Source organism: Pseudoduganella sp. SL102, assembly GCF_027856995.1.
Taxonomy (GTDB): Bacteria; Pseudomonadota; Gammaproteobacteria; order Burkholderiales; family Burkholderiaceae_D; genus Rugamonas; species Rugamonas albidiflava.
This window is the reverse complement of record NZ_CP115554.1, coordinates 2,120,909-2,140,174: the sequence shown is the minus strand read 5'-3', so window position 1 is coordinate 2,140,174 and position 19,266 is coordinate 2,120,909. Positions and strand designations below refer to the sequence as shown.

At 67.3% G+C, this 19,266-nt stretch carries 16 protein-coding genes; 10 read left to right on the top strand and 6 right to left on the bottom strand.

Going from position 1 to position 19,266, the window contains the following annotated elements; all coding sequences use genetic code 11:
* The first annotated feature begins 67 nt into the window (after positions 1-67).
* Complete coding sequence (locus OU994_RS09100) at positions 68-2,461, top strand: glycoside hydrolase family 3 N-terminal domain-containing protein (RefSeq protein ID WP_281610493.1); 2,394 nt, start codon at positions 68-70, stop codon at positions 2,459-2,461.
* Positions 2,462-2,868: 407 nt separating this feature from the next.
* Here OU994_RS09100 and OU994_RS09095 read toward each other — a convergent pair whose 3' ends face one another.
* Entirely contained in the window at positions 2,869-3,180 is a 312-nt protein-coding gene (locus OU994_RS09095; RefSeq protein WP_281610492.1) for a hypothetical protein, read from the bottom strand.
* Positions 3,181-3,316: 136 nt separating this feature from the next.
* Positions 3,317-3,976, bottom strand: coding sequence for a thiol:disulfide interchange protein DsbA/DsbL (locus OU994_RS09090; protein WP_229420492.1), 660 nt, complete (start codon positions 3,974-3,976; stop codon positions 3,317-3,319).
* A gap of 174 nt (positions 3,977-4,150) precedes the next feature.
* Here OU994_RS09090 and OU994_RS09085 point away from each other — a divergent pair, with 174 nt between their 5' ends.
* The 3 genes from OU994_RS09085 (at position 4,151) to OU994_RS09075 (ending at position 8,079) form a co-directional block, all read left to right on the top strand.
* Entirely contained in the window at positions 4,151-6,268 is a 2,118-nt protein-coding gene (locus OU994_RS09085; protein ID WP_281610491.1) for a M1 family metallopeptidase, read from the top strand.
* 394 nt (positions 6,269-6,662) lie between these two features.
* Positions 6,663-7,148, top strand: coding sequence for a hypothetical protein (locus OU994_RS09080; RefSeq protein WP_281610490.1), 486 nt, complete (start codon positions 6,663-6,665; stop codon positions 7,146-7,148).
* 136 nt (positions 7,149-7,284) lie between these two features.
* Complete coding sequence (locus OU994_RS09075) at positions 7,285-8,079, top strand: class III extradiol ring-cleavage dioxygenase (protein ID WP_281610489.1); 795 nt, start codon at positions 7,285-7,287, stop codon at positions 8,077-8,079.
* A 343-nt stretch (positions 8,080-8,422) separates the two neighbouring features.
* On the opposite strand, the gene ylqF is transcribed toward OU994_RS09075, so the two are convergent.
* Positions 8,423-9,343 (bottom strand): ribosome biogenesis GTPase YlqF, encoded by a 921-nt coding sequence (gene ylqF, locus OU994_RS09070; protein ID WP_373922612.1) that lies wholly within the window; start codon positions 9,341-9,343, stop codon positions 8,423-8,425.
* 121 nt (positions 9,344-9,464) lie between these two features.
* On the opposite strand from ylqF, the gene OU994_RS09065 reads away from it, so the two are divergent.
* Positions 9,465-10,151 (top strand): hypothetical protein, encoded by a 687-nt coding sequence (locus tag OU994_RS09065; RefSeq protein ID WP_131147178.1) that lies wholly within the window; start codon positions 9,465-9,467, stop codon positions 10,149-10,151.
* A 37-nt stretch (positions 10,152-10,188) separates the two neighbouring features.
* Here the strand turns inward: OU994_RS09065 and OU994_RS09060 are convergent, their stop codons facing one another.
* Positions 10,189-11,115 carry a histone deacetylase family protein gene (locus OU994_RS09060; protein ID WP_281610487.1) on the bottom strand — a complete coding sequence of 309 codons (927 nt, stop codon included), beginning with the start codon at positions 11,113-11,115 and terminating at the stop codon, positions 10,189-10,191.
* A gap of 134 nt (positions 11,116-11,249) precedes the next feature.
* On the opposite strand from OU994_RS09060, the gene OU994_RS09055 reads away from it, so the two are divergent.
* The 5 genes from OU994_RS09055 (at position 11,250) to OU994_RS09035 (ending at position 17,144) form a co-directional block, all read left to right on the top strand.
* Positions 11,250-12,170 carry a MoxR family ATPase gene (locus OU994_RS09055; RefSeq protein WP_131147180.1) on the top strand — a complete coding sequence of 307 codons (921 nt, stop codon included), beginning with the start codon at positions 11,250-11,252 and terminating at the stop codon, positions 12,168-12,170.
* A 2-nt stretch (positions 12,171-12,172) separates the two neighbouring features.
* Positions 12,173-13,150: a DUF58 domain-containing protein gene (locus OU994_RS09050; RefSeq protein ID WP_281610486.1), complete on the top strand. Its 978-nt coding sequence runs from the start codon at positions 12,173-12,175 to the stop codon at positions 13,148-13,150.
* Entirely contained in the window at positions 13,147-15,135 is a 1,989-nt protein-coding gene (locus OU994_RS09045) for a DUF3488 and transglutaminase-like domain-containing protein (protein ID WP_281610485.1), read from the top strand. Before OU994_RS09050 ends, OU994_RS09045 begins: the two co-directional genes overlap by 4 nt.
* Complete coding sequence (gene mltB, locus OU994_RS09040; protein ID WP_281610484.1) at positions 15,132-16,295, top strand: lytic murein transglycosylase B; 1,164 nt, start codon at positions 15,132-15,134, stop codon at positions 16,293-16,295. Before OU994_RS09045 ends, mltB begins: the two co-directional genes overlap by 4 nt.
* Before the next feature lie 492 nt (positions 16,296-16,787).
* A complete protein-coding gene (locus OU994_RS09035) occupies positions 16,788-17,144 on the top strand; it encodes a hypothetical protein (RefSeq protein ID WP_131147184.1) in 357 nt (118 codons plus the stop codon).
* Positions 17,145-17,176: 32 nt separating this feature from the next.
* On the opposite strand, the gene cysM is transcribed toward OU994_RS09035, so the two are convergent.
* Entirely contained in the window at positions 17,177-18,079 is a 903-nt protein-coding gene (gene cysM / locus OU994_RS09030; protein ID WP_131147185.1) for a cysteine synthase CysM, read from the bottom strand.
* Between the two features lie 108 nt (positions 18,080-18,187).
* A complete protein-coding gene (locus tag OU994_RS09025; RefSeq protein ID WP_281610483.1) occupies positions 18,188-19,255 on the bottom strand; it encodes an ABC transporter ATP-binding protein in 1,068 nt (355 codons plus the stop codon).
* Positions 19,256-19,266: the final 11 nt, after the last annotated feature.

Sequence of the window (19,266 nt, the reverse complement as noted above, 5' to 3'; positions counted from 1 at the left end):
TCCCAGGCACCATGACACGAACTCGGCAGCAGCAAGTTGCAAGCTGAACAGATAACAAAGGAGACTCATGCAACACGAATCGAACAATGGCCGCCGCCGCTTCCTGGCCACGATGGCCGCCGCTGGCGCGGCCCCCGCGCTTTCCATGGCTGCCACGGCACGCCCGCTGTACAAGGACCCGGCGGCGCCGGTGCCGAAGCGCGTCGCGGATCTGCTGAAGCGGATGACGCTGGAGGAAAAGATCGCGCAGATGCTGTGCGTATGGATCGAGAAGGGCAAGATCGAGGACAACGGCGCCTTCTCGGCCGCCAAGGCCGCCACGGTCTATCCGCATGGCATCGGCATGATCGCGCGGCCGTCCGACCGGCAGGGCAAGTCCGAGGCCGGCGCGGCCGCCGCGGCGGGTGACGATGGCGCGCGCCCGAACCGCGGCGCGCAGGAAACGGCCAATTACGTGAACGCGGCGCAGAAATGGGCGCTCGAGCAGACCCGCCTGGGCATCCCGCTGTTCATGCACGAGGAAGCGCTGCACGGCTATGCGGCGCGCGATGCCACTTCGTTCCCGCAGGCGATCGGCCTGGCGTCGTCGTTCGACACGGACCTGGTGACGAAGGTGTTCTCGGTGGCCGCCCGCGAGATGCGCGCACGCGGCGCCAACTTCGCGCTGGCGCCCGTGGTGGACGTGGCACGCGAGCCGCGCTGGGGCCGCATCGAGGAAACCTTCGGCGAAGACCCGCACCTGTGCACGGAAATCGGCAAGGCCGCCGTGATCGGCTTTTCCGGCACGTCTCGCCAGCTGGCGAAGGACAAGGTACTGACCACGCTGAAGCACATGACCGGCCATGGCCAGCCGGAATCGGGTACCAACATCGGCCCGGCCGAGGTGTCCGAACGCACGCTCCGCGAGGAATTCTTCCCGCCGTTCGAGCGCCTGGTGAAGGAAACCACGGTGGCAGCGATCATGCCGTCGTATAACGAGATCGGCGGCGTGCCCTCGCATGCCAACCGCTGGATGCTGGACGACGTGGCCCGCAAGGAATGGGGCTTCAAGGGCGTGATGGTGTCGGACTACATGGGCATCCGCGAACTGGTCACGCGCCACAAGATGGCTGCCACGCCGAAGGAAGCCGGCTACTACGCGGTGAAAGCCGGCGTGGATATCGAGACGCCCGACGGCCACGGCTACCGCCACCTCGCCGAGCTGGTCAAGGAAGGCAAGGTCGCCGAAAAGGAAATCGACACCATCGTGCGCCGCATCCTGGAACTGAAGTTCCTGGCCGGCCTGTTCGAGAACCCGTACGCCGATGCAGCCAGCGCCGACGCGCAGACCGCGACGGCGGCCGACGTGGCGCTGGCGCGCGAAGCCGCCGGCCGCTCGGTGGTCCTGCTGAAGAACGACAAGGGCGTGCTGCCCCTGCAGGCGAAGAAGACCGGCAAGCTGCTGCTGCTCGGCACGCACGCGAAGGACACGCCGATCGGCGGCTACTCCGACATTCCCCGCAAGGTCGTGTCGATCCACGACGCGCTGCGTGCCGAGGCCGCGGCGCAGGGCTTCGCCTTCGACTACCGCGAAGGCGTGCGCATCACCGAGGAACGCATCTGGGGCAAGGACGAGATCCGCTTCACCGCGCCGGAAGTCAACGCGCGCCTGATCGCCGAAGCGGTGGCGGCGGCGAAGACGGCCGATACCATCGTGATGGTGCTGGGCGATAACGAGCAGACCAGCCGCGAGGCATGGGCCGACCAGCACCTGGGTGACCGCGCCACGCTGGACCTGATGGGCCAGCAGAACGACCTGGCGAAAGCCATCTTCGACCTGGGCAAGCCCACCGTGGTGTTCCTGCTGAACGGCCGGCCCATGTCGATCAACCTGCTGGCCGAGCGGGCCGACGCGATCATCGAAGGCTGGTACCTGGGCCAGGAAACGGGCAACGCGGCGGCCGACGTGCTGTTCGGCCGCGTCAACCCGGGCGGCAAGCTGCCCGTGTCGGTCGCGCGCAACGTGGGCCAGCTGCCGATTTTCTACAACCACAAGCCCTCGGCGCGGCGCGGCTACATCGACGGCAGCACGAAGCCGCTGTATCCGTTCGGCTTCGGGCTGTCGTACACCACCTTCGACATCTCGGCGCCGCGCCTGCGCAAGGCCACCATCCGGCCGAACGAGACCACGCAGGTGGAGGTCGACGTGGCCAACACCGGTGCGGTGGCGGGCGACGAGGTGGTGCAGCTCTACATCCGCGACGATATCTCGTCCGTGACGCGTCCCGTGCTGGAGCTGAAGGCTTTCCGCCGCGTGACCCTGCAGCCGGGCGAAAAGAAGACGGTGGTGTTCGACATCAAGCCCGCCGACCTGGCGTTCTACAACGTCGACATGAAGCGCGTGGTCGAACCGGGCAGTTTCACCATCCATGCGGGGCCGGACAGCGTGCGGCTGAAGTCGGCGAAGCTGACGGTGAGCTGATGCCTCGCTGCAATCTTTCCCGGAGAATGGGGTACGTCCCGATGGCGCTCAGATAAGCCCACCCCAAGTGCAAATTCCGGGGTCAGGGAGGAATACTGGCTTGCAGGCCAGTATCGCTACGTCGGCAAGGAGCGATGCTCCTTGAAACCCCGACTACGCCCCGGCGGGGTGAAGCAGGGGTTTCGCGAAGCATGCTTCGCGCCTGCGCAACGGTGCTGGCATGCATGCCAGCACTCATCCCTGACCCCAGCCCTTCGCTGTTGGGGGTGAACGCATGCTTGCAATGCGTCGGAAAATGCTTGACCAAGCGGAACTGGAGTACGTGCCATTTTTCGGGCACCAGTGAGCAGTCAACAGTAAACAAAGAAAAGCCCGCGGTCGCGGGCTTTTTCCTTGCTGGCTTCGTCCTACTTTTCCGGCGTCAGGTGCCCCAGCCCGTAGCCGAGATGCTGCCACCAGTGCTCGCGCGAGCGCACGCTCAGCAGGCAGGTCTTGTCGACTTCCTCCTTGAACACGCGGTCCTGGCATTGCTTGGTCATCAGCGCGTGGCGCTGGTTCTCGGCGTTGACGAGCGCGGCCGCCAGCCAGCAGGCCAGGATCGCCAGCAAGATCACCAGGCTCCAGGCCAGGTGGTTGACATTGCTGACATTGAAGAGCCGCTTTTCATCGGGCTCCAGCGCTTCGAACGCTTCCATGATGCCTTTTTCACGATCGGTCATAACCACATCCTCATTCACTGCCCGCTTACCATTTTTACGTCCGCTTACGATTTACAGCCGGCCGGTGTCGCAGCGATGCCACCCGCAGGCTGTGATTCCGCTGCAGTTCCGCTCTTGCTTCTCTCCTATTTCTCTCTTACTTCTTCTCGGCCGCAGCCTTGGCCACCAGCTGGTCCAGCACGGCCATCGTCTGGCGGCCGGCCTGGGTTTCCGACATGCCGGTGCCGGCGATCGACGGCGACGTCATGTAGCGGCCGTCCACGACCAGCGTGGGTGCCGAGCTGACCTGGTACTTGGAAATCGTGCTGGCCAGGGATTTCATCTTAGTCTGCACGCTGAAGGAATTAAAGAGCTGTTCGTAGCGTGTCTTGTCGACGCCGTTCTTGACCAGGAATTCCTTCATCTGCTCGTCGCTGCGGTAGATGCGCTGGCGCTCGCCATGGATGGCACGCAGGATCTTGCTGTGCACCAGCTCGGTCTGGCCCATCGCTTCCAGCGTCACGTAGGCATGCGCCAGCGGATCGGTGGGGCCCTGCGCGAAGTGCAGCCGCTTGAACACGATACGGTCGCCCTGCTTCTTGACCCATTCTTCCAGCAGCGGATCGAGCGAATAGCAGTGCGGGCAGGTGTACATGAAGAATTCGATGACTTCCACCTTCTTGCCCGGCGCGGTCGCGGCAACGGGCGTGCTCAGGGTCGTGTAGCCTGGTCCGGCAGCCTGGGACATGGCGGGCAACGTGGCGGATACGGCCAGCATGGCGGTGGCGGCAAGCATGAGGCGGCGCATTGGACGCATGATCTTCCTTCTCGGTTGGGTCGCATGAAAAGACAAACGCCGCGAGATTACCATTTTTTGCGCGAACGTAAGTAACGGTGTATTGCATTAAGGGTGGTTTAAGGAGCGGCAGGCGTTGCCATCCATGCATGGGCCTCGCTATAGTGGGCACATCGTCATCGCACAAGGAGCAGCATGCGCGTTCTGCACTGCCTCGCGGCCGCCACCATGGCGGCCATCGTCCTGCTGGTGCCGCCGGCGCCGCTGGCGCAGGGGGCCCGCCCCGCCGCCGCCGCACAGGAGATTCCATTCGCGCCGCCGCACGCCGCAGCGGCGGCCACGCCCAGCAGCCCGGACGCCTGGGGCGGCATCCGTACCGGCCGCGAAGCCACGCTGTCGGACCGCGTGGCGAACTACCGGATCGAGGCCACGCTCGATCCCGTCCGGCACACGGTCGCCGGGCGGCAGCAGCTCACCTGGCGCAACCGCAGCGACCGCACGGTCAACAGCGTCTACCTGCACCTGTACCTGAACGCGTTCCGCAACGGCGACAGCACGTTCAATACGGAGTTGCGCGCGCAGGGCCTGACCGACGGCATGGGCGATGGCGAATGGGGCTACATGGAACTGCGCCACGTGCGCCAGGGCGGCGCCGACGTCCACTGGACCTTCGTGCAACCGGATGGCGGCCCGGCAACCGACCGCACCGTGGTGCGCCTCGACCTTCCGGCCGGCGTGCCGCCCGGCGCCAGCACCACGCTCGACATCGGCTTCTTCGACCAGTTGCCGCGCGTGACGGCTCGCACCGGCCATTTCGGCACGTTCCACCTGGTGGCGCAGTGGTTCCCGAAGATCGGCGTGCTGGAACTGCCGGGCGAGCGCGGCGCGCCGGCGCTGCGCTGGAACGTGCACGAGTACCACACCGATTCCGAGTACTACGCCGACTTCGGCCACTACGACGTGAAGATCACCGTCCCGCGGGGTTATACGGTGGGGGCCACCGGCGCCCTGCAGGGCAAGCCCGTGGCGGACGGCGGCCTGGTCACCCATCATTACGTGCAGGGCGACGTGCACGATTTCGCGTGGACGGCGGACAGCCGCACCGCGCCCCCGCTGCGCGACACGTGGACCGGGGAGGATGGCCGGAAGGTCGACATCACGGTGCTGTACCCGCCCGACTATGCATCGAACGCGGCGCCGGTGCTGGAGGTCACCAAGCAATCGCTGGCGTACTTCGCCGGCAAGCTGGGGCCCTACCCCTACGACACGCTGACCGTCGTGATTCCCCCCTTCAATGCCGCGCACGCGGGCAGCATGGAATACCCGACCTTCTTCACCACGGACAGCGTGCACGATCCGGCGCCCGGCACGCGCGACCGCTACGACCTCGATTTCGTCACCGTGCATGAATTCGCGCACCAGTACATGCAGGGCATCCTCGCCAGCAACGAGTTCGAGGAACCCATGCTGGACGAAGGCCTGAATGAATACTGGAACGCCCGCATGCTGGGCCAGCGGCCCGCCTCGCTGTCCGTGCTGGCCACGATGCTGCAAGGCCGGGGCGCATTCGCGTTCGGCGGTTTCCCGGGCGAGCGTTTCGATGCGCCGCGCGAGGAACCGGCCGACCCGCTCGGTGCGAATGCCTACGACCGGCTCGAGAGTGTCGGCGCGGTGTACTCGCGCACGGCCGTGATGCTGCACGACCTGCAGGCGCAGCTGGGCACGGAAACGCTGGACCGCGCCTTCCGCGAATACTACCGCCGCTGGCGCTTCCGGCACCCGGGCGTGGCGGACCTGCGCGAGACCATCGCCGAGGTCAGCGGCCAGCGCGCGCTGGTGGAGGCCGTGTTTGCCCAGCAGGTCTATGCCGCGCAGAAGGTGGATGACCGCATCGTCTCGCTGGATAGCGAGGAAGTCACGCCGCAACCCGGCTACGCGGAGCGGCAAGGCAAGCTGGTGGAGCGGACCGCGGCGGCCGTGGCCGCCGAAGAAGACGGCAAGGCGGCGTACAAGACCACGGTCGTGGTGCGCCGGCGCGGCGCGGCCGTGCCGCAGACGCTGGTGGTGACGTTTGCCGACGGCCGCAGGGAAACCGTGCAGTGGCTCGGCGGCGAATCGTGGCGGCGCTACCAATGGGTGAAGCCGGTGCGGGCCGTGAGCGCGGAACTGGACCCGCAGCGCCGCCACCTGCTCGACACGAACAAGCTCGACGATACGCGCACGGCCGAGCCGGACGCGGTCGCCGCGCGCCGCTGGACGCTCGACCTTGCCGCTGCCGTGCAGGCCGTGCTGGCGCTGGTGGTGGCGCTATGACGCGCCCCGCCATCCTCCGCCTCCTTGCTGCCGGCCGCGCGGCGCTGCAATGGCGCCTGCTGCTGCTGTGGCTTGCCGGCCTGCTGCTGCCCGCCGTGCTGGTGTCGCTGCCGGTCTGGCTGCTGCTGGCGCGCGAACTCGACTTCTCGACCCATGCGCCGGCGCTGGCCCGGGCACTCGACATGGTGGCGATCACGGACCTGGGCACGGCCTTCGAGCGCGACCGCGATGCGCTGGCGGCAGCCGGCACCGGCGCGCTGCTCGTGACGCTGCTGCTGTCGCCCCTGCTGACCGGCGCCGTCGTCACGGCTGCCCGTGCGCCGCAGCCACCGCGCCTGCGCGAACTGCTGGCCGGCGCCGGTGAACAGTATCCGCGCATGTTCCGCATGCTGGCGTGGGCCGCGGTACCGCTCGGCGCGGCCGCCGCGCTGGGGGTGAGCTGGCCGACGCCGCGCGGCAGCATGCCGATCGGGCGATCACCTACGCCGACACGCAACCGTGGCAACTCGCCGCGGCCGGCGCGGCCGTGCTGCTGGTGCTGCTGGCCAACCTCACGCTCGATGCGGGCCGCGCCATGCTGGCGGCCGACCGCCGGCGCAGCGGCGCCATCCGGGCCTGGGGCGACGGCGTGGTGCTGCTGTGGCGGCGCCCCGGCGGCGCGCTGCTGGCGTGGGCCTTGCCGACCGTGGCCGGCCTCGCGCTGGCCGCCGTGCTGGGGTGGTGCCGGATGCACGTGCCAGCCATCGGCCTGGCCGGCACGGTGGGTGCGCTGCTGCTGGCGCAGGCGATCGTGCTGGCGCTGGCCTGGATGCGCATGGCGCGGCTGTTCGCGCTGGTGGCGCTGGCGCAGGACCAGGCCGGCCCGCCGCACCTGCATTGAACCGCCTCGCTAGCCGCCGAGCGGGTCGAAGGCGCCGGACGGGTCGAACGAGTCGAACGTCAGTATCGATTTTTTGCCGGTTGCGATGGACCTCGGGCGACCGTATAGTCGTCGGGTTGAAACGATGGAGCCTGGCATGTTGCCCACCTATTTCCTGTCGCACGGCGGCGGCCCGTGGCCGTGGATGAAAACCGAGTTCGGCGGCGCGTACGACGTGCTGGACGCATCGCTGCGCGACCTGCCGCGGCAGATCGGCGGCAAGCCGAAGGCCGTGCTGGCGGTGACGGCGCACTGGGAGACGCCGGCGTTCCAGTTGTCGGCCGGCGCCCGGCCCGGCATGATCTACGATTACGGCGGCTTCCCGCCGCACACGTACCAGATCCGCTATGACGCGCCGGGCTCACCGGAGCTGGCGGCCCGCGCGCAGGCGCTGCTGGAGGCTGCGGGCATCGCGGCCGGGCTGGATGCGCAGCGCGGCTTCGACCATGGCACGTTCTCGGCGCTGTACCCGGTCTTTCCCGACGCCGACGTGCCGATCGTGCAACTGTCGCTGCAACGGGGGCTCGATCCGCTGGCGCACCTGGAGGCGGGCCGCGCGCTGCGGCCCTTGCGCGACGAAGGAGTGCTGATCGTCGGCAGCGGGCTCAGTTACCACAACCTGCGCGCCTTCAACGGCACCGGCGCCGCCGCCTCGCACCAGTTCGACGCCTGGCTGCGGCAGGCGATGGCGCTGCCGCCGAAGGAGCGCGGCATCGCGCTGGTGAACTGGGAACGCGCCCCGGCCGCCCGCGCCGCCCATCCGCGCGAAGAGCACCTGCTGCCGCTGATGGTGGCGCTCGGCGCCGCCGAGGACGCCGCCGCCAGCGTGGTGTACCACGAGGAAGCGTTCATGGGGGCGCTGGCGGTCAGCAGTTTCCGGTTTGGCGGCTGAGCATGCCGACACCGGTGTCCGACGAAGCCTGGTGTCTGCGCCTCATGCCGCCCAGAAAAGGTTAGAGAGGTCGCAAATAGCGGTAGAGCAGCAGGGGTCTGTCCCCGATAAGTAGCTGTCAACGCGCTTGCCATTGGCGTCGTCAGGGGACTGACCCCGGTTCTTGCCGGTATTTCAACGGCGTTGGAAGGGCTGGGGTCAGACCCCCGTTACCGCTGGTAGCAAGCCCTGTCGATAGCGGCGATGGGGGTCTGACCCCGGAATCTGCCTCCGGGTCTGGCTTGCCTGAACGGCATCAGTGTCAAGCCACCGGTTTCCCCAAACCCCGCCGCTATGTACCTGCTTATGTACCCCGCTTGCCCCGCATCCGCTCGGCTTCCTTCGCGGCGGCCTTCGCGGCGGCGGCTTCGGCCTTGATGCGCTCCTGCTCGGCAAACACGGCCAGCGCGGCGGCGCGGGTTTCCGGCGTTTCCAGCGAGATGCGCCCGAGCGCGCCGCTGCGGTAATCCTGCAGCAGCATGTGCGACGCCTTTTCATAGTCCCAGTCGCCGCCGCGGATGCGGAAGCCGCGTTTCTGCGCGATGCCTTCGACGATGGCGATGGCGTCCATCCCTTCCGTCCTGAAGCCGTAGCGGGCGGCGAGCAGCTGCGGGTAGCGCACCAGCAGCTCGCCGGCCAGCCATTCGGCCACTTCTTCCTCGATCAGCGCGTTGGCGCCGATCGCATGGCTGGCGGCCAGCGCCAGGCCGTCGCTGGGCATCTCGATCTTCGGCCACAGCAGGCCCGGGGTATCGATGATGGCCGTGTTCATGTCCAGGTAGATCTTCTGCTGGGTCTTCGTCACGGCCGGCTCGTCGCCCACCTTCGCCACGCGGCGTTTCAGCAGCGCGTTCATCAGCGTGGACTTGCCCACGTTCGGGATCCCCATGATCATCATCCGCAGCGGCTTGGTCGGCACGCCGCGGTGCGGCGCCAGCGCGCGCGCCTTGTCGATCACCTTCGCCACGTCGGACGGCTTCTTGGTCGTCATCGCATACGCGGTCACCGTCTGGTCCTGCTCGAAATGGCGGATCCACGCGCTGGTGGCGTCCGGATCGGCCAGGTCGATCTTGTTCAGCACCTTCAGGCACGGCTTGGAGCGGAACTTGCGCAGTTCCTCGACCAGCGGATTGGTGCTGGCCTGCGGCAGGCGGGCATCGACGACTTCGATGACGACGTCGACGTCCGCCATCTGTTCGGCCGCCTTTTTCTTGGCGGCGTTCATGTGCCCGGGGAACCATTGGATGGCCATGCTGTTACCTTCTGAATATGTCGAACAATCCGCTATTTTACCGGCACTGCCGGTGCTGTTACCATCGGCGTTTTGCCCGACCGTTGTCTCTTCCATGAAATTCCCCCTCCTCTCCCTCGCCTTCGTGGTGCTTTCGGCATCGGCCCAGCCGGTCGTCGAAGTGAGCACCGCGCGCGATCCGGAACTGAAAGCCTATGCCACGATGGCCAGGGGGCTCGATGCGTTCGACGCCAGCCGCGCCCAGGCGCCGCAAGGAACCCTGCGCTTCCTGCTGCGCCCCGCGACGCGTGAAGACAGCCTGGAAGGGCTGGAACTGAAGATCGTCGGCGACACCGTCACGCTGCCGGTGCGGCTCGATCCGGATGGCGGCTTCACGCTGCCGCGCAGCCCGGCGGCGCTGGCCGACAACGCCGCGCTGGTGCTCAACAAGAAGAAGCATTCGTTCCGCTGGCGGCCGGACGTGCGCAGCCCGGGCGTGCCGGCCGATGCGCGGCGGCTGGGCGACCTGCGGGTGCAATGCGCGGTGCAATGGGCGATCGACCAGGCCGACCTGGCGCCGGCGGCACGGGGCGCGCTGGCGGCCGGCGGCGGTCCCTGCCGGTCGATGACGATGCACATGGGCTTCGATGCGCCGGCGCCGCTGCGCGCGGCGTGGCTGCAGGACGGCGCGCGCCGCGAAGCCATCCCCGTCAGCCGCCATTACCGCCGCGTGTTCAATCCGCCGCTGGCCGACCGTTCGTGGAGCGACGACACGCTGGTGCGCTTCGAGTACGCGCGCTGAGCCGCATGGCGGCGCGCCGGCTCCCGCCCTGCGTCCTTCAGATCTCGGCCAGCGCCTTCACGTGGGCCACCACGCTGCGCCCCAGCGCCGACAGGTTGTAGCCGCCTTCCAGGCAGCTGACGATGCGGCCCCGCGCATGGCGCCGGGCGATGTCCATGATCTGTTCCGTCATCCAAGCGTAATCGGCCTCGACCAGCCCCATGCCGGCCAGGTCGTCTTCGCGGTGCGCGTCGAAGCCGGCCGAGATGAAGATCATCTCCGGCTTGAACGCGTGCAGCGCCGGCAGCCACTGGTCCTGCACCAGCTGGCGCACCACGTCGCCCCGGGTGCCGGCCGGCACCGGCACGTTGATCCGGTTCGGCGTGACCGGCAGCGGCTCGGTGTAGGGATACAGCGGGTGCTGGAAGAAGCTGGCCATCAGCACGCGCGGGTCGTCGCGGAACGCTTCCTCGGTGCCGTTGCCGTGGTGGACATCGAAATCGATGATCGCCACGCGCCGCAGGCCGCGCGCATCGAGCGCATGGCGCGCGGCCACGGCCACGTTGTTGAACAGGCAAAAACCCATCGGCACCGACGGCCGCGCATGGTGGCCGGGCGGGCGCACCGCGCAGAACGCGTTGTCGATGGCGCCGTCGATGACGGCATCGGTGGCCGCCACCGCCGCGCCGGCGGCGCGCAGCGCGGCCGTGTAACTGTGGCGGTTCAGCGAAGTGTCGCCATCGATCGGGTAGTAATCGTCGCCTTCGTGCGGCTGGCTCTGCGCGATGGCGATCGCATTCGGCGTGTGGTTGCGCGCGATCGCGGCCAGGTCCGCCAGCGGCGCTACGCGGTGGTCGAGCAGGCCGTCGATATGGGCGTTGATCAGCTGGTCCGCGATGGCTTGCAGCCGCGCGGGGCACTCGGGATGCCATTCGCCCATTTCATGCCGCAGGCAATCGGGATGGCTGTAGATGGCTGTGGTCACAGTTTCTTTACCGCATCATTCTTGGCATATCGTCTCTGGATGCATCGTTCGATATTTCTCTGACGCATCGTCTGTATCACATCGTTTTCCATGCAGGGTAGAATGACCCGCATCAGGGCCAACTATAACAGACCATGTATACGAAATTGCACGCCGTCGCGCGGCAGGTGGGCAGCCTCATCGTGGGCAAGGACGTGCAGATCCGGCAATCGCTGGCTTGCCTGCTGGCCAACGGCCACCTGCTGCTGGAAGACGTGCCCGGTGTCGGCAAGACCACGCTGTCGCATGCGCTGGCGCTGTCGCTCGGCCTGCAATTCAACCGCGTGCAATTCACCAGCGACCTGCTGCCCGCCGACGTGGCCGGCATTTCCGTCTACGAGCGCGAAAAGAACGGCTTTGCCTTTCATCCCGGCCCCATCTTCACCCAGGTCCTGCTGGCGGACGAGATCAACCGCGCCACGCCGAAAACCCAGTCCGGGCTGCTCGAAGCGATGGAAGAACGGCAAGTCACGGCCGACGGCGTCACGCGCGCCCTGCCCGAGCCATTCTTCGTGATCGCCACGCAAAATCCCACCCACCAGATCGGCACGTTCCCGCTGCCCGAATCGCAGCTGGACCGCTTCCTGATGTGCATCTCGCTGGGCTACCCGGACCCGGCCGCCGAGCGCGCGCTGCTGATGGGCGAAGACCGGCGCAGCATGCTCAAGTCGCTCGCGCCGGCCATGACCCCGGCCGAACTTGCGGCGGCGCAGCGGGGCCTGCGCGCGATCCACACGTCGGCCGCGCTGGTCGACTACGTGCATGCGCTGGTGCTGGCCTCGCGCGGCAACGGTTCGTTCGCCGAAGGCCTGAGCCCGCGCGCCGCGCTGGCGCTGGTGCAGGCCGCGCGCGCCTGGGCCGCGCTGGAGGGGCGCGACCACGTGGTGCCCGAGGACGTGCAGGCCGTGCTGGTGCCCGTGTGCGCGCACCGGCTGCGGCCGGTGAAGTCGAGCCAGGGCGTGGCGCTGGCCAGCCGCGAGCTGGTGCTGCAACTGCAGAAATCGGTGCCGGTCTAGCGATGCTGGAAGCGTTCTGGCGCCGCGTGTTCCGCTTCGAACGCCGCAAGGCGCGCGACGGCGAAGTGGTGCTGACGCTGCGCCGGGTCTACATCCTGCCGGCCCGCGCCGGCCTGGCGTTCACCGTCCTGCTGCTGCTGATGCTGGTCGGCGCCACCAACTACACGCTGGGCCTGGGCTTCGCGCTGACCTTCCTGGCCGCCTCGTGCGCCATGGCCGACATGCTGCTCACCGTGAAGAACCTGGCGGGGTTGCGGCTGGCCGGCGGCCGCGCCGCGCCGGTGTTCGCCGGCGATGCGGCGCAGTTCGAGATCCACCTGCACAACGCCGGCAATGCCGACCGCTACGCGATCCGCGTGGGCTTCGGTACCGATGCCGCCGCCGAGCATGCGGCCGACGTGCCGGCGCGCGGCAGCGCCGCCGTGGCGCTGGCCCTGCCCGCCCGCGAGCGGGGCTGGCTGCGCGCACCGCGCATCCACCTTGAAACACGTTTCCCGCTCGGCCTGTTCCGCGCCTGGAGCTGGTGGCAGCCCGACCTGCGCGTGCTGGTCTACCCGCATCCCGAAACGCCGGCGCAGCCGCTGCCGATGCGCGGCGCCGCCAGCGAGGAGGGCCATGGCGAAGTGGGCCTGGACAATTTCGCCGGGATCCGCAGCTACCAGCCGGGCGACCCGATGCGGCACCTGGCGTGGCGCCAGATCGCCCGCCTGGCGCCGGAAGATGGCGGCCAGCTCGTCACCAAGCATTTCGAGGGCGGCGCGGTGGCCGAACTGGCGCTCGATTTCGCCCTGCTGCCACAGCACCTGGACGTGGAAGTGCGCCTGGCGCGCATGACGCGCTGGGTGCTGGAGGCGGAACAGCGCGCGCTGCCATATTCGTTCCGGCTCGGCGGCCATACCTACGCGGCCGGCCTGGGCGATGCGCACCGCGCCGCGTGCCTGCAGGCGCTGGCGCTGTACGGGCGGGAGGCGGCGCCATGAAGTTCCTCGGTCCCCTCACGCGCGACAAGCAGGACACCCTGCTGCTGGTGGCCGCCGCGCTGCTGGTCGTCGCGCCGCACTTCGGCCACCTGCCCTGGTGGATCACCGGGACCGTCTGCGTCACCCTGCTGTGGCGCGTGCTGCTCACGCTGCGCGGCCGGCGCCTGCCGCCCATCTGGCTGCTGCTGCCGATCGCGCTGATCGCGATGGGCGGCGTGTTCCAGTCATATGGCACGCTGCTGGGCCGCGATCCCGGCGTGGCGATGCTGGCGCTGCTGCTCGCCTTCAAGCTGCTGGAAATGCATGCCAAGCGCGACCTGTACGTGGTGCTGTTCCTCGGCTTCTTCCTGATGCTGACGAATTTCTTTTATTCGCAAAGCATGCTGACGGGGCTGGCGATGGCCGCCACGCTGGTCGTGCTGCTGACCGTCCAGATCACGTTCCAGTACACCGGCACCGTGCCGTCGCTGGGCCGGCGGCTGCGGCTGGCCGGCAAGATGTTCGCGCTGGCCACGCCGCTGGCGGCCGCGCTGTTCGTGCTGTTCCCCCGCTTCGACGGGCCGCTGTGGGGCATGCCGGGCGATGCCCAGGGTCCGCGCAGCGGCCTGTCGGACACCATGGCGCCCGGCACGATGACCAACCTGGCGCTGTCGGAAGAGGTGGCGATGCGGGTGCGCTTCGATGGCGCGCCGCCGCCGCAGGACCGCCTGTACTGGCGCGGCGTGGTGCTCAGCCACTACGACGGCCGCACCTGGACCCGCATCGGCGGACGCCTGTACCGCCGCGACGGCGATGCGATGACGCTGCGGGTGGACGGAAAGCCCCTGCCCTACGAGGTGACGCTGGAACCGAGCCAGCGGCGCTGGCTGTTCACGCTGGAACTGACGCCGCCGGCGCTCGACGTGGCGGGCGAGCGCGTGGGCGTTTCCGACGAACTGGAAAGTTTCACGGTACAGCCGATCCACCAGCGCGTGCGCTACCGGGCCGCCGCCTTCGCCGACTACGCGGTGCAGGCCGGGCTGGACCCGGCGCTGACGGGAAAATGGCTGCAACTGCCGGCCGGCTTCAACCCGCGCACGCGCGAACTGGGGCGCTTGCTGCGCGCCGAGCCCGGCGCCACCGACGCGGGCATCGTGGCAAAGGTGCTGGCGCACTTCCGCACCCAGCACTTCACCTACACGCTGCAGCCGCCGCTGCTGGGCCGCCACTCGATCGACGAGTTCCTGTGGGTCTCCCGGCAAGGCTTTTGCGAACATTATTCTGGCGCGTTCGTGTTCCTGATGCGGGCCGCCGGCATTCCCGCGCGGGTCGTGACGGGCTACCAGGGCGGCGAACTGAACCCGGTGGACGGCTACATGACGGTGCGCCAGTCCGACGCCCATGCCTGGGCCGAAGTCTGGCTGGCAGGCCACGGCTGGCTGCGGATCGATCCCACGGCCGCCGTGGCGCCGGAGCGGGTGCGGCTCGGGATCGGCGGCGCGCTGCCGCGCGAAGCGCCGTTCGGCCTCTCCGCTTTCCAGAACAACAAGGATTCGTGGCTTGCGCGCCTCCGATTCCATGTCAATGCGGCAAACAACGCCTGGAATCAATGGGTGCTGGATTACAATCCCGAACGGCAGCGCAATTTCCTTGCGGAACTATCCAGCCTGGCGAGCGACTGGCGCGTGCTGGCCGCCCTGCCGGCGTTGCTGGCGCTGGGCTGGCTGTGGCGCCGGCTGCGTGCGCGGCGGCGGCGCGATCCCGTGCAGACTGCGTGGGATCGCTTCGGCGTGCTGCTGGCGCGCCGCGGCATCGTGCGCACGCCCGACGAAGGCCCGCACAGCCTGGCCCGCCGCGTGGCGGCACTGGCGCTGCCGGAAGAAAAAAAGGCCGCGATGGCCGAATTCCTGGAACTGTATGCCGCGCTGCGCTACCGCGCGCTCGACGACGATGAACGACACCGGTCGGCCCGCCGGCTGGCCAAACTGCTGAGCCTGTCACGATGAAACCCAAGACCCTGGTCACCCTGCTGCTCGCGGCAACCGTTGCCGCCACCTCCCTGCTCCCGGCCGAATTACTGGCCGCTCCCGGCGAATCCGCCAGATCCACCAAGTCCGCCACCAAGTTCGCCAAGGCAAAGAAAGCCAAGGCCGCCAAGAAAGGCAAGAAAAAGGTCGCCGTGGCGCCGGCCAGCGATTACTACACGGGCGAGTACGTCAACTTCGGCCAATGGAAGGAAGTGCAGGCGTTCCTGGACGACATGGTGGCCAGGCACGGCTTCACCCGCGCCGAACTGGATGCCCTGATGGGCAATGTGCGCTACCTCGACTCGGTGGTGCAGCTGGTCAAGCCGGCACCACCGGGCAAGCCGAAGAACTGGAGCGTGTACAGCAGCCGCTTCGTCGAACCGATCCGCATCGGCGCCGGGGTGCGTTTCTGGAATGAGCACGCCGACACGCTGGCACGCGCCGAAGCGCTGTACGGGGTGCCCGCCGAGATCCTGGCCGGCGTGATCGGCGTGGAAACCATCTATGGCCGCGACACGGGGCGCTTCCGCGTCGTCGACACGCTGACGACGCTGGCCTTCGCCTATCCGCTGGCGCCGAACCGCGATGCGCGCATGGCCTTCTTCCGCAGCGAGCTGGAAGCCACGCTGCTGTATGCGCGCCAGACGGGCATCGATCCGCTGACGCTGCAGGGCTCGTTCGCCGGCGCCGTCGGCCTGCCGCAGTTCATGCCCAGCAATATCCTGAAATACGGAGTCGATTTCGATGGCGACGGCCACATCGACCTGCGCAATTCGCCGGCGGACGCGATTGGCAGCGTGGCATCGTTCCTGGTCGGCCATGGCTGGCAGCGCGACCAGCCGGGCCCCATCGTCTACCCCGCCACGGTATCGCCGGCGCGCGAGTGGGAACGCTATGCCGATGGCGGCCTGGCGGCGAAATTCGCGCCCGAGGACTTGATCGCGGCCGGCGTCGTCACCACATCGACATTACCGCCAGGAATGCTCTATGGTCTGGTGGATTTGCAGAACGGCTCGGAGCCGACTGAATACTGGGTAGCCAGCAACAACTTCTACACGATCACGCAGTACAACCGCAGCTATTTCTATGCGATGTCCGTCGTGGAACTGGGCCGCGCCATCCGCCTGTCGCGGCAATAAGTAGACAAAAAGCGGACGAACAAGCGGACGAACAAGCGGACGAACAAGCCGACGAAAAAGCGGCCGATGCGGGACATCGGACTGTAAAGATGCGCAAGGAAACTTGAGTCGCAGGGCGCCGGAATGTAACATCCGGCGGTCGCGCTAACACAGTTGCTTACTTGGCAGTATTGATGATAAGTTTTATATTACACTTAAAATTGTACGATTGACAAAGCCGCGCCTGCTCGTGGCTTCTATCTAGCACACAAACTACGGTAGAATTCTCTCCAATTGTTGCGATACGACAACGGCGTCATCATTGAGTAATATTTTTTTATTGCTCTTGAGTATTAGATTGCATGATGTTGTACAATTGTGTATATATTATGAAACTTGTTATCCCGGAATCGTGTGTCGATCGTTCCTCGGTGAAGAGAAACTTCAACGCCCAGCATGAGCTCCGAGTGATTCACTTTGCAGGACAAACTTTACAGAAGGAACAGACGCATCATGACAAACCAAGTCGGCATTGATATGAACAACGATTCGGACGGCGATGATCTGCTGCAGTACAACCCGAACCGTCTGCTGGATACGCTGATCGAAAACCTGCGCTTGAAAAACGACGCCGCGCTGTCCCGCGCACTCGAGGTTGCACCGCCGGTCATCAGCAAGATCCGTCACCACCGCCTGCCGGTCGGCGCTTCGCTGCTGATCCGCATGCACGAGGTGAGCGACCTGTCGATCCGTGACCTGCGCTACCTGATGGGCGACCGCCGCAACAAGTTCCGCATCAGCGACAAGCAGTTCAAGCCGAAAGAAGGCGAAACGCCTGCGGCGAACAACAATAACAACAGCAACAGCTGATGTAAAAAAGCCGGGTCACCCCGGCTTTTTTCTTATGCGGGGAACACCCCGGTCGACAGGTAGCGGTCGCCGCGGTCGCAGACGATGAACACGATCGTCGCGTTCTCCACCGTTTGCGAGACGCGCAGCGCGATTTCGCACGCGCCGGCCGCGGAAATGCCGCAGAAGATGCCCTCTTCCGCGGCGAGCCGGCGCGCCATGCGCTCGGCCGCCGCCTGCGACACGGATTCGATCTGGTCGACCCGGGCCTTGTCGAAGATTTTCGGCAGGTAGGCTTCCGGCCATTTGCGGATGCCGGGGATCGACGACCCGTCTTCCGGCTGCGCGCCGATGATGCGCACGCTGTCGTTCTGCTCCTTCAGGTATTGCGACACGCCCATGATCGTGCCGGTGGTGCCCATCGCAGACACGAAGTGCGTGATCTTCCCTTCCGTGTCGCGCCAGATTTCCGGCCCGGTCGATTCATAGTGGGCGCGCGGATTGTCGCCATTGGCGAACTGGTCGAGGATGATGCCCTTGCCGTCGCGCTGCATCTGCTCGGCCAGGTCGCGGGCGTATTCCATGCCGCCCGTCTTCGGCGTCAGCACGATCTGCGCGCCGTACGCGGCCATGCTCTGGCGGCGCTCCTCGGACAGGTTTTCCGGCATCAGCAGCAGCATCTTGTAGCCGCGGATCGCCGCCGCCATCGCCAGCGCGATGCCGGTGTTGCCGCTGGTGGCTTCGATCAGCGTATCGCCGGGCTTGATGTCGCCACGCTCTTCGGCACGGCGCAGCATCGACATCGCCGCCCGGTCTTTCACGGAGCCGGCCGGATTGTCGCCTTCCAGCTTGCCCAGGATGATATTGTTGCGCGCCGCCGCTTCGGCGCCGGGCAGGCGCACCAGCTGGACCAGCGGCGTGTTGCCGATGGTATCGGCAATAGTTTTGTATGCCATGCGTTAGCTTCTTTTCTTCACCAAAACAGCCATTCTAGCCCGGTTGCCGGCTCGCCGCTCGCCGCCGGCCCGCGGTTCGGCCGGGGACGGCGTGCTCGCCAGCGGCAATCAGCGCCGCGCCTTGCCGTCGCTGTCGAACAGGTGCCAGCACTGCGGGGCGGCGCCGACGGTGGCGTGCTGGCCGGGCTGCCAGGTGCTGTTGCTGTCGGCGCGGGCGACCAGGGCTTCGCCGGTGCTGGCCGTCTGCAGGTAGACATAGCTGAAATCGCCCAGCAGCTCCACCGTCTGCACCACGGCGGCGATGCCCTGGCCGCCCTGGTCCAGCGCGACGTGCTCGGAACGCAGGCCCAGCGTGACGGGGGCGCCCGCCGCCAGTCCGGCCGCGGCCGGCAACGCGACACTGCCGCCGGCGGCCAGCGCGATGGTGCCGTTGCCATCGGCGGCGCCGCGCAGGAAATTCATCGCGGGGGAGCCCATGAAACCGGCAACGAACACGTTGTCGGGCCGGTTGTACAAGTCCAGCGGCGCGCCCACCTGCTCCACCTTCCCGCCGCGCAGCACGACGATCCGGTCGGCCAGCGTCATGGCCTCGACCTGGTCGTGCGTCACGTAGACCATCGTGCTTTTCAGCGTGCGGTGCAGGTTCTTCAGCTCGATGCGCATCTGCACGCGCAGCGCCGCGTCCAGGTTCGACAGCGGTTCGTCGAACAGGAATACTTCCGGATGGCGCACGATCGCGCGGCCGATCGCCACGCGCTGGCGCTGCCCGCCGGACAATTCCTTCGGCTTGCGCTCCAGCAGCGCCTCGATGCGCAGGCTGGCGGCGGCGGCCAGCACCTTGTCGCGGATGGTGGCCGCCGGAGTGCCGGCCAGCTTCAGCGCGAACGCCATGTTGTCGTACACGGTCATGTGCGGATACAGCGCGTAGCTCTGGAACACCATCGCGATGCCGCGCTGCGCCGGCGGCACGTTCGTCATGTCGCGCCCGCCGATCGCGATCGTGCCGTCGTCCGGTTCCTCGAGGCCGCAGATGGTGCGCAGCAGCGTCGACTTGCCGCAGCCGGACGGGCCGACGAAGACGATGAATTCACCGTCGGCGATATCCAGGTCGATCCCGTGCAGGATGGTGGTTTCCCCGAACTGCTTGCGCACGCCGCGAATCTTCAGCTCCGCCATGTCATCGGCTC